Annotated in this window: 10 protein-coding genes; 4 read left to right on the top strand and 6 right to left on the bottom strand. The window is 62.8% G+C overall.

The window, feature by feature from the left end; genetic code table 11:
• From NKI66_RS22825 to NKI66_RS22815, 3 genes are all read right to left on the bottom strand, one after another.
• A partial coding sequence (locus tag NKI66_RS22825; RefSeq protein WP_352753047.1) for a helix-turn-helix domain-containing protein occupies nt 1-240 on the bottom strand: 240 nt, incomplete at its 3' end.
• Between the two features lie 124 nt (nt 241-364).
• Nucleotides 365-2,155, bottom strand: coding sequence for an aspartate--tRNA ligase (gene aspS, locus NKI66_RS22820; RefSeq protein WP_352678591.1), 1,791 nt, complete (start codon nt 2,153-2,155; stop codon nt 365-367).
• A 147-nt stretch (nt 2,156-2,302) separates the two neighbouring features.
• The gene (locus NKI66_RS22815; RefSeq protein WP_352753045.1) at nt 2,303-3,169 is read right to left on the bottom strand and encodes a LysR substrate-binding domain-containing protein; all 867 of its coding nucleotides are present in this window, start codon (nt 3,167-3,169) and stop codon (nt 2,303-2,305) included.
• Nucleotides 3,170-3,261: 92 nt separating this feature from the next.
• On the opposite strand from NKI66_RS22815, the gene NKI66_RS22810 reads away from it, so the two are divergent.
• From NKI66_RS22810 to rnd, 3 genes are all read left to right on the top strand, one after another.
• Complete coding sequence (locus tag NKI66_RS22810; protein ID WP_023810195.1) at nt 3,262-4,179, top strand: DMT family transporter; 918 nt, start codon at nt 3,262-3,264, stop codon at nt 4,177-4,179.
• Between the two features lie 133 nt (nt 4,180-4,312).
• Nucleotides 4,313-5,554, top strand: a complete 1,242-nt coding sequence (locus tag NKI66_RS22805; RefSeq protein ID WP_023810194.1) for an MFS transporter — start codon at nt 4,313-4,315, stop codon at nt 5,552-5,554.
• A gap of 78 nt (nt 5,555-5,632) precedes the next feature.
• The gene (rnd, locus tag NKI66_RS22800) at nt 5,633-6,784 is read left to right on the top strand and encodes a ribonuclease D (protein WP_023810193.1); all 1,152 of its coding nucleotides are present in this window, start codon (nt 5,633-5,635) and stop codon (nt 6,782-6,784) included.
• Nucleotides 6,785-6,835: 51 nt separating this feature from the next.
• Here the strand turns inward: rnd and NKI66_RS22795 are convergent, their stop codons facing one another.
• From NKI66_RS22795 to guaB, 3 genes are all read right to left on the bottom strand, one after another.
• Nucleotides 6,836-7,255: an MAPEG family protein gene (locus NKI66_RS22795; RefSeq protein WP_023810192.1), complete on the bottom strand. Its 420-nt coding sequence runs from the start codon at nt 7,253-7,255 to the stop codon at nt 6,836-6,838.
• A gap of 37 nt (nt 7,256-7,292) precedes the next feature.
• A complete protein-coding gene (locus NKI66_RS22790) occupies nt 7,293-7,769 on the bottom strand; it encodes a hypothetical protein (protein ID WP_502900959.1) in 477 nt (158 codons plus the stop codon).
• 97 nt (nt 7,770-7,866) lie between these two features.
• Complete coding sequence (gene guaB, locus NKI66_RS22785; protein ID WP_023810190.1) at nt 7,867-9,369, bottom strand: IMP dehydrogenase; 1,503 nt, start codon at nt 9,367-9,369, stop codon at nt 7,867-7,869.
• A 305-nt stretch (nt 9,370-9,674) separates the two neighbouring features.
• Here guaB and NKI66_RS22780 point away from each other — a divergent pair, with 305 nt between their 5' ends.
• Nucleotides 9,675-11,096: an MFS transporter gene (locus NKI66_RS22780; RefSeq protein ID WP_023810189.1), complete on the top strand. Its 1,422-nt coding sequence runs from the start codon at nt 9,675-9,677 to the stop codon at nt 11,094-11,096.
• The last annotated feature ends 4 nt before the right edge of the window (nt 11,097-11,100 follow it).

Raw genomic sequence — 11,100 nt, 5'->3', positions numbered from 1 at the left:
CTGTCGGCAGGACAGTCCATCCTCCCACATCCGGTGCAGAACCGACAGCTTGAACTCGCCGTCATAGTGGCTGAGCTTGCGAGCGAGGCCGGCAACCCCGTGCACTTGATAGCTCGCAACCCATTTGCGCACCGTCGCAGCATCTACGCCGTCGGCTGCACCGGCGCTCGCATAGCTCTCTTCACCACTCAAATAACGATCAACAACAGTGCGCTTCAAACTCTCGCTGTGTTTGGACATGAAAACCCCCGAAGGTTGATGTCCAACTTTCGGGGGTCAGTTCAGCGTGGGGGGCTTTTTAACGGGATTAGCGAATCGAAAGAATCGGTTCGGGCGGTTCCTTAAAGCATTGCCCGAAGCGCGATCAGGCGTCCTTCTTGGGCACGGCAACGCGCAGCGCCAGGTCGCGAAGCTGCTGCGGGCTCGCTTCCGACGGTGCGTTCATCAACAGATCGTAGGCCTGCTGGTTCATCGGGAACATGGTGATCTCACGCAGGTTCTTGGCGCCGAGCAGCAGCATGACGACGCGGTCGACACCGGCGGCCATGCCGCCATGCGGCGGCGCGCCATACTGGAAGGCACGATAGAGGCCGCCGAAGCGCTCCTCGACCGTGGCGCGATCCAGCCCGACCGTCTCGAACGCCTTGACCATGGTTTCGGGCAGATGGTTGCGGATACCGCCGCTGGCGATCTCGAACCCGTTGCAGACCATGTCGTATTGGAACGCCTTGATGCCGAGCAGGTCCTCGCCATTCAGCGCATCGATGCCACCTTGCGGCATCGAGAACGGGTTGTGGGCGAAGTCAATCTTCTTCTCTTCCTCGTTCCATTCGAAGAACGGAAAGTCGACGATCCAGCACAGTTCGAAACGCTCGCGATCGACCAGGTTCAGCTCCTCGCCGGCACGGGTGCGCGCAGCCCCCGCAAAAGAGACGAACTTCTTCGGGTCGCCTGCAACGAAGAAGGCGGCGTCGCCATCGGCAAGGCCGAGTTGAAGGCGGATCGCCTCCGTGCGCTCCTCGCCGATGTTCTTGGCGAGTGGGCCGGCGCCTTCGAGCTTGTCGCCCTCCTTGCGCCAGAAGATATAGCCGAGGCCCGGCTGGCCCTCGCCCTGCGCCCAGGAATTCATGCGGTCGCAGAAAGCGCGGCTGCCGCCGGTCTTGGCCGGAATGCCCCACACCTCGGCCTTCGGATCGTTGGCCAGGATGTTGGCGAACACCTTGAAGCCGGAATCGCGAAAATGGGCGGAAACGGCCTGCATCTCGATCGGGTTGCGCAGGTCCGGCTTGTCGGAACCGTATTTGCGCATGGCGACATCATAGGGAATGCGCTGGAAATTCTGCGTCACCGGCTTGCCGTTGGCGAAGGTCTCGAAGACCCCGCGCATGACAGGTTCCATGGTCGACAGCACGTCGTCCTGCTCGACGAAGCTCATTTCAAGGTCAAGTTGGTAGAATTCGCCGGGCAGACGATCGGCGCGCGGGTCCTCGTCGCGGAAGCAGGGCGCGATCTGGAAGTAGCGGTCGAAGCCCGACACCATGATCAGCTGCTTATATTGCTGCGGCGCCTGCGGCAGCGCGTAGAAGGTGCCGGGATGGATGCGCGACGGCACCAGGAAGTCGCGCGCGCCTTCCGGCGACGAGGCAGTCAGGATCGGCGTCGAGAATTCGGTGAAGCCGACCTCGCCCATGCGCTTGCGCATCTCGGCGATGATTTTTGTCCGCGCAATGATGTTCTTGTGCAGCGTCTCGCGGCGCAGGTCGAGGAAGCGGTATTTCAGCCTGATATCCTCGGGATAATCCGGCTCACCGAACACCGGCAGCGGCAATTCCTTGGCCGCCGACAGCACTTCGATCTCGCGGGCGAAAATCTCGATCTCCCCGGTCGGCAGGTTCGCGTTCGTGGTGTCGGGCAAGCGAGCCTTGACCTCGCCGTCGACGCGGATGACCCACTCGCCGCGCACGGTTTCGGCGACCTTGAAGGCAGGCGAATCCGGATCGGCAACGATCTGGGTCAAGCCATAATTGTCGCGCAGGTCGATGAAGAGCAGGCCGCCATGATCGCGCACGCGATGCACCCAGCCCGACAGGCGAACGGTCGAGCCGACGTCGCTCTTCCTCAACTGGGCACAGGTATGGCTGCGGTAACGGTGCATTGTCATTGGTAAAGTCCGGGGTGCTCTAGTTGCCGGCCGAGGCATCACGGCCCGGCCCTGAAAATTTGCGCGAAAAGCGCATGGGAGGCCGGATTTGTCAAGGCAAGCGGCCCGTGTTGGTATCTTGGTTCCGCTTTCCCAGGCGACCTATGAGCCCAGTGCCGATAGCCGAAGACGCTGGGCAAGGTGCTCGACGACCAATGCAGCGCTGGCGGAAGACGTTTCGGCCCGATGAAGGCGGATCTCCGCTCCGGGCAGCGGCGGCAGATATCGGCCGGGATGGATGCCGCGCAGGCCGGGCGCCAGCATGCTGCCTTTGACCACGGTGATCGCAAGGCCCTGCTCGACGATTGCCTCCGTGGCTGAAAGGCTTGGACTGACATAGGCCAAACGCCATGGCCGCCCTGCCTTGTCGAGCGCCTCAATGGCCCAGGAGCGAAACAGGCAATCGGGGCTCGACAGAGCGACGGGCAGCGGATCGAGTTCCTCGACGGCTTGGGTCGCCGCCGCTGCCCAAATCGCCCTTTCGCGGCATATCAGATCCCCCTCGGTTGTGCCTTCCGGGTGCATGGCGATGACGGCGTCGAACGACGACCCAAGCCGTTTCAGGAGCCGGGCGGTGAGACCGATCTCCATTTCGACCTGCACCAACGGAAATCGCTCGGCGATGCCAGAAAGGAGGCGCGGCAGGATCTTGGTGCCATAATCTTCCATGACCCCGATGCGAACCTGTCCGGCCACCTGCTGACCGGAAACACGCGCAATCGCCTGCTCATTGAGAGCAAGTATGCGGCGGGCATCGATCAGAAAGCCCTCCCCGGCGGCGGTGAGTTCAACGCGGGCTGTCGAGCGCCGGGACAAGATGGTCTCGATGCGCTCCTCAAGACGTTTCACCTGCAAGCTGACGGCCGCCTGCGTTCTATTGAGCTGCTCGGCGGCTCGCGTAAACGAGAGGCGCTCGGCAACGACGACGAAGGCCCGCAGAAGGTCCGGATCGAGATTCGGGATGCTCATAGTGGAATGTTATCAAACTCATTGAGCTTATTCGATTCCTTATGGCCCGCCTGCCCGATATCCGTGGTTCAGAGTTGGCAAGGTCAGGAACCATGGAAATCACAGGAGTGCTCGCCGCGATTCTCTCCAGCGCTTTTGGGGGCACCGCCGTTGGCGCAACGCGATATCTCGCGGGCACGCTCGATCCTCTCGTTATCGGTGCGGTCCGGTTCGGCGGCGGCTTTCTGGTTTTGGCCGCCGTAGCTCTCTGGCGACGAGACAGGTGGCCGCCGAAGAGCGACTGGCTCGGCACTGGTGCATTGGGTCTTCTGTTCTTCGGGCTGTTTCCGGTGCTCTTCAATGGAGCCCTTGTCTACACAACGGCCGCGCGAGGTGCGCTTGCGCTTTCGACACTGCCTCTGCTCACAATGCTTGCCGCGGCAGTTCTGAGGATCGAGCCGCCGACCATCCGCAAGATCGTCGGTGTCCTGATCGCAATGGCAGGGGTGGCCGTAGCGCTCGGCACGAGCCTGACGACTGCTCCCCCAGATGCCTGGCGCGGAGATCTTCTCATGGTCGCGGCCGCTTTCTGCATGGCGCTCTACAACGTCTGGTCGAGACCATTTCTATCCCGCACCGCGCCGATCCCGTTCGTGGCGTTTGGCATGGGCGTGGGCGCGGTCTGCCTATCGGTCCTGGTGGTTTCGAACGGAGGCTTCGCGCGACTTGCCACTCTCAGCGCACCTCAGTGGATCGCGAGCGCATATCTGGCCATAATTTGCGGCGCCTTCATTTTCTTCCTCTGGGCATTCGCGCTCGAGCGCGCGTCGCCGACACTGGTTGCCGTCTCCGTTGCGGTTAATCCGGTGACGGCATCGATCTTTGGTGTTGTCTTCCTGGGCGAACAGGTAAGCGCAAACCTGATTGTCGGGCTGGTGGCAGTCCTCGCAGGAATAGGCATCGCAACGGGAGCAGCCGAGCGGCTCAGCCTGTGGCCCGACGATCGGCAGTCACGTCGCCGGCAGCCTTGAGCGCTGACCAAGCAAAACGCGGAAACGAATCCAGGCGAATACAGCGATCATCCCTGTTGGCGCAGGGAATTGCTGCTGGCGTTGGCCAGGGTGATGGTTCAAGAAGGGATCACCGACACGTGATCGCCTCTTCATGTCCTCCATCCGCCCGATGATCCCGCTCCTTCTCGCCGCCGGCATTTTGCTCGGCGGCAATGGGCTGCAGAGCACGCTGATCGCGCTGCGCGGCGCGCAGGAAGGGTTTTCGGCTTCCGACATCGGCCTGATGGGCACCTTCTACTTCGCCGGCTTCCTGCTCGGCTGCCTGGCCATCACCCGCATCATGAAGGCGGTCGGCCATATCAGGGCGTTTTCGGCGCTGGCGGCAATCGCCTCGGTCGGCACCTTGCTTCTGGTGCTGGTCATCGATCCGGTGATGTGGTGCGCGGTGCGCCTTGCCGGCGGCTTCTGCTTCGCCGGGCTGTTCACCATCGTCGAAAGCTGGCTGAATTCCGGCGTCGGCAATCACGACCGGGCACGCGTGCTGGCGATCTACCGGATGGTCGACATCGGTTCGGTGACATCAGCCCAGTTCCTGATCCCGGTCTTCGGCGCCGGCGGTTTCGCCATCTTCGCCATCATGTCGATGATGATCACCTTGTCACTGGTGCCGGTGTCGCTCGGCGACCGCTCCAACCCGGCGCCACCCGAAGAGGTCAAGCTCGACCTGGCGCGCGTCTGGCGGATTTCGCCGCTGGGCTGCTTCGGCTGCATCGCCGTCGGCGTCACCAACAGCGCCTTTCGCACCCTGTCGCCGGTCTATGCCGAGCAGATCGGCATGTCGGTCGCCGATGTCGTCACCTTCGTCAGCGTCGGCATTTTCGGCGGCGCCATCATCCAGTATCCGCTGGGTTACCTCTCCGACCGCTGGGACCGGCGCCGGGTGCTGCTGATGACGACGTGCTGCGCGATGTTCTCGGCGCTGGCGCTGGTGTTCATCGCCGGCAGCAATCCGGCGCTCAACTTCATCTTCATCTTCATCTTCGGCTGTTTCGCCATGCCGCTCTATTCGCTGTCGGCGGCGCATTCCAACGACCGCGCCGACACGGGCGAGTTCGTGCTGATCAACGCGGCGCTGATGCTGTTCTATTCCTTCGGCGCGATTGGCGGCCCGTTTGCCGCCTCGACGGCAATGCAGTATTTCGGACCGGGCGCCCTGTTTGTATTCAGCGCGGTGGTCTATGCGATCTTCATCGCCGTCATCCTTTACCGCATGCAGGCCCGGTCTGGCGTGCCTGCAGGCAGGCGCGGCCGCTTCACCGCGCTCCTGCGCACTTCGACGGTTTTCGCGCGGCTGGCCAGGAGAAACGACGATTCCGATGGTCCGGGAACCTGATGATGGCGGTGCCAAAGCTTGACGAAAGCCCCGGCGGCTGAAATCTAGGAAGACCTTACTCCTGTCAAAAGCGATTTGATGAACGTCATCACCACCCAGAAAGAACTCGAGACCGTTCTCGCCGCTTTCGAAAAGTCGGATTTCGTCACCGTCGACACCGAATTCATTCGGGAAACGACCTTTTGGCCGATCCTGTGCCTGATCCAGATGGCCGCACCCGGCGTGACGGCGCTCATCGATCCTCTGTCGCCCGATATCGACTTGAAGCCGTTCTTCAGGCTGATGGCCAATGAAGCGGTGGTCAAAGTCTTCCACGCCGCGCGGCAGGACATCGAAATCATCGTCCACCTCGGCGATCTGGTTCCGCATCCGGTGTTCGACACGCAAGTGGCGGCGATGGTCTGCGGCTTCGGTGACAGTGTTTCCTACGATCAGCTCGTGCAGCGCATTACCGGCGCGCGGCTCGACAAGTCGTCGCGCTTCACCGACTGGCGCCACCGGCCGCTTTCCGACAAGCAACTCGACTACGCGCTGGCCGACGTCACGCATCTCATCGAGGTCTATCAGCACCTCAGCGCCGAATTGGAGCGGGAAAACCGCGCCCATTGGCTCAACGAGGAGATGGAGGTGCTGACCTCACGCGAAACCTATGATCCGCATCCCGAGGACGCCTGGAAGCGGCTGAAGATGCGGCTGCGCAAACCGCAGGAATTGGCGATCGTGCAGGGCGTTGCGGCGTGGCGTGAGCGCGAGGCGCGCGAACGCGATGTCCCGCGCGGCCGCGTGCTCAAGGACGACGCGATCTACGAGGTGGCGCAGCAGGCGCCGCGCGACACGGCAGCCCTTGGCAAGCTGCGCACGACACCGAAGGGCTGGGAGCGCTCGTCGACGGCGACGGCGCTGCTCGGCGCGGTCAACACCGCACTTGCCTTGCCCAAGGAGCAGATGCCGAAATTGCCAAAGAGTTTCCAGCCGCCCGAGGGCTCGAGCGCCGCGGCGGAACTGTTGAAGGTGCTGCTGCGGATCGTCGCCGAAAAGGAAGGCGTCGCCTCGAAGGTGCTGGCCTCCAGCGACGACATCGACCGTATCGCCGCCGAGGGCGAGGAGGCCGACGTACCGGCCCTGCAGGGTTGGCGGCGCGCGGTGTTCGGCGAGGCCGCGCTCAAGCTGGTGCGCGGCGAGATCGGCATCAAGTTCGACAAGCGCAAGATTGCGGTGTTCGATCTGTAGACGAGCATTCTTTCCTTCTCCCGCAAGCTGGGAGAAGGGAGAACTGTCTGCTCAAACCACGCCGAGCAGGTGCAGCGCGAACCAGATCCATCCCAGCAGGAGAATCACCGCACTGACGAAGAAGGACCGGCTGCGCAGCAGCAGATTGTTGCTGGTCAGGTGAACCCAGGCATGGAAATAGCGCGACGCGACGAAAATCCACATCAGCGCCAAGGTCAGATAGTTGACGCCGTTGGTCAGGTGCAGCGTCAGGCACAGCACATAGAACAGCACCGGCAATTCGAACTGGTTGGTGAGATTGGCGGCAACGGTGACGCTGGAGGCCGGCTCGCTCGAACGCACCTTGAACTGGCCGGGTTTCGCCTCGCCTGACCTGACTGCGCCGTATCTGCGGCGGCCCAGCACGCAGTAGACGATGTAGATCAGCAGCACATGCGCCAGAACAGGCCAGAAGATCGTGGTCTGGTTCACGAAGTGTCCCCTACCCGGCTGTGCTTTCCGCGCGGCATCAGGCCTGGCGTTTCTGGCCCGCCAGCCAGAAGGCGGCAATGACGATCACCGGTATGGCGAAAAGCGCGAATTTGGTGACGGTGAGCGCCGAGGCGAAAGACAGCGAGTCCGGGTTGGCCGACAGGAAATCGGACAGAAGCCGCGCCACCGCAAAGTTCTGAACGTAATGTGCAAGCGTGTAGGGAAGCACCAGGACCAACGCGAAAATCGACTGCAGCTGCGCCGGCAGCACGCGGAAAGCCTTCAATCGCCGGCCGGTGGCCAGGATGAGGCTGACCAGCGTGACCGACAGCAGCGCCGGGAACAACAGATCGAAGGTCAGATAATGCCAGACGAGAATGATCTCGCCGCCGCGCCGGCCGAGCGCCGTCAGCCAGGCCATGCCTTCGTCCGGCGTAAACCCTAAAATGCGCATGTCGAGTGACGGCAAGCCGCCGCTCAACTGGCGGAAATAGAAGAATTCCAGAGCCGTCATGGCGATGAAAACCACCCCTGACAGGAAACAGAGCGCGCCTGCGTGGCGCGATAGCCGCAGGATCGTTGCCGTCAGGTTCCGCCCGAGCCCGTACTGGTCAGGCTCCGCCGGGATAATTCGGGCTTTCGCGGGTAATCGTGACGTCATGGGCGTGGCTTTCACGAAGTCCGGCATTGGATATGCGCACAAAAGTGGCGCGCTCGCGGAAATCGGCAAGATCACGGCCACCAACATAACCCATAGCGGCTTTCAGCCCGCCTGCAAGCTGGTGCAACACTCCGGACACAGGTCCTTTGTAGGGAACCTGCCCCTCGATGCCTTCAGGGACCAGTTTCAGCGTGTCGCGCACCTCGGCCTGGAAGTAGCGATCGGCGGAGCCGCGCGCCATGGCGCCAACCGAGCCCATGCCCCGATAGGCCTTGAAGGAGCGGCCCTGGTGCAGATAGACCTCGCCAGGGCTTTCGTCGGTTCCAGCCAGCAGCGAGCCGATCATGGCGGCACTGGCGCCGGCGGCCAGCGCCTTGGCAAGATCGCCGGAATATTTGATGCCGCCATCGGCGATCACCGAGACGCCGGATTTGTGCGCCGTCTCGACAGCCGACATGATGGCGGAAAGCTGCGGCACGCCGACGCCGGCAACGATGCGGGTGGTGCAGATGGAACCCGGACCGATGCCGACCTTGACGGCGTCCGCCCCGGCGTCGATCAGCGCCTGCGTGCCCGCGGCGGTGGCGACGTTGCCGGCCAGGATGCGGACCGAGTTGGATAGTTTTTTCGCCCGCGTGACAGCGTCGAGCACGCGCTGCGAGTGGCCATGCGCGGTGTCGATCACCAGAAGGTCGACGCCGGCATCGATGAGGCGTTCGGCGCGCTCGAAACCGTCATCGCCAACGCTGGTGGCGGCGGCGGCACGCAAGCGGCCCTGCGAGTCCTTGCTGGCGTGCGGGTTGAGCTGCGACTTCTCGATGTCCTTGACGGTGATCAATCCGACGCAATTGCCCTGCCTGTCGACGACCACCAGCTTTTCGATGCGGTGCTGATGCAGAAGCCGCTTGGCCTCGTCCTGGTCGACGTTCTCCTTGACTGTGATCAGGTTGTCACGGGTCATCAGCTCATGGACCTTCTGCGCCGGATCGGACGCAAAGCGCACGTCGCGATTGGTCAGGATACCGACCAGCCGTCCGATCTTGTGGCCGCCGCTGCCGCCGTTCTCCACCACCGGAATGCCCGAGATCGAATAGCTGCGCATCAGGCCAAGCGCGTCGGCGAGCGTCGCGTCGGGGCCGATGGTGACGGGATTGACCACCATGCCGGATTCGAATTTCTTGACCTGCCGCACCTGCTCGGCCTGTTCGGCCGGCGAGAAATTACGGTGGATGACGCCAATGCCGCCGGCTTGGGCCATGGCGATGGCGAGCCGCGCCTCGGTGACGGTGTCCATCGCCGCAGAGAGGATCGGCACGTTGAGGTCGATGTCACCGGCGATGCGGGTGCGGACATCGGTCTCGCCGGGCATGACCTCGGAATGGCCGGGCTGCAGCAGCACGTCGTCAAAGGTCAGCGCCAATGCGCCGGTAGACGTTTCGATGATTTTTGCCATGGCCAGTCCCTCGATATAAACGCGGTGGGGGAATACAAAAAAGCGCTGGACCGGAATGGACAGCGCCGACTCGTTTCTTCCCTTTCAGGATTGGCGCTGGCTGGTACCACGTCCGAGCGCCGATGAAAAGCCGATGATTTCACGCTCCCGGAAAGGTGACTTTTCGGCGAAGGATGCGACCTGTGGTTGCCGGTCGCACAAAAGTGACAGCAAATTAATGCGACATGCCGGCGAAGGCATGGTAACCGCCCGCCTCAAGGCCGACATGCAACCGGCAACGCAACATTCAAGTCTGGACGCGTTCCTTGAACCGCACCATTCCGCTTATACTGGCGGTCGCCCTTTTCATGGAAAACATGGATTCGACCGTCATCGCGACATCGCTGCCGGCGATCGCCGTCGACATCCACACCAGCCCGATCGCGCTCAAGCTGGCGCTGACCGCCTATCTGGTATCGCTGGCGATCTTCATTCCGATCAGCGGCTGGATGGCAGACCGTTTCGGCGCCAAGAATATCTTTCGCGCCGCGATCGCGGTCTTCATCGTCGGGTCGATCGCTTGCGCCCTCTCCGGTTCGCTGCCGGCTTTCGTGGTGTCGCGCTTCCTGCAAGGCATCGGCGGCGCCATGATGACGCCGGTCGGGCGGCTGGTGCTGGTGCGCGCGACACCGAAAAGCGAACTCGTCGCGGCGATGTCCTGGCTGACCGTTCCGGCGCTGGTCGGACCGTTGGTGGGCCCGCCGGTCGGCGGCTTCATCACCACCTACTTCACCTGGCATTGGATTTTCCTGATCAATGTGCCGATCGGGCTGATCGGCATCTGGCTGGCGACGCGTTTCCTGCCGGAGACCGAACCCGCGCAGACCCCACCACTTGATTTCATCGGCTTCGTGCTGAGCGGGCTGGCGGCATCCGGCGTGGTGTTCGGCCTGTCGGTGGTCAGCTTGCCCTATCTGCCGCCAATCGTCGGTGTCCTCACCGTGGCGGTCGGCCTCGTATCGGGCGCGCTCTATCTGCTGCATGCGCGCCACGCCAAAAACCCGCTGCTGGCGCTCGAATTGTTCCACAACCAGGTGTTCCGCTCCTCGGTGCTTGGTGGCGGGCTGTTCCGCATCGGCATTGGTGCTGTGCCGTTCCTGCTGCCGCTGATGTTCCAGATCGGCTTTGGGCTGACGCCGTTCCAGTCCGGCATGATCACCTTCGTCTCTGCAATCGGCGCCATCGGCATGAAATTCGTCACCGCGCTGATCTTCCGCGTCGCTGGCTTCCGCCGCGTTCTGGTTGTCGGTTCACTGGTCGCCGCGGCCTCGATCGCCATCAACGGCCTGTTCACACCCGACACACCCTATCTCTTGATGCTGGCCATGCTGCTCGTCGGCGGCTTCATCCGCTCGATGTTCTTCACTGGCGTCAATGCGCTCGCCTATGCCGAGGTTTCGGCTGAAGACACCAGCAAGGCGACGCCGATTACCGCGGTCTTCCAGCAGTTGTCGGTCGCGCTCGGCGTGGCGCTGGCCGGCGGAATCCTGGAAGTATCGACGTCAATCCATGGCGGCCCGCTGTCGCTGGACGACTTCCACATTGCCTTCTTCATCGTTGCAGCGGTGTCGGCGGCGGCATCGCTATCCTTCGTCCGGCTGGCGCCCGATGCCGGCAACGCCATCTCCGGTCACGGCCGGCTGACAACACCCAAGACGCTGGAAACGGTGAGCCCGCCCGGCAATTGATGCG

The organism is Mesorhizobium sp. M0518, from assembly GCF_040321125.1.
Taxonomy (GTDB): Bacteria; Pseudomonadota; Alphaproteobacteria; order Rhizobiales; family Rhizobiaceae; genus Mesorhizobium.
Note: the sequence above shows the minus strand (reverse complement) of the source record. Positions and strands in the feature narration are given on the sequence as shown.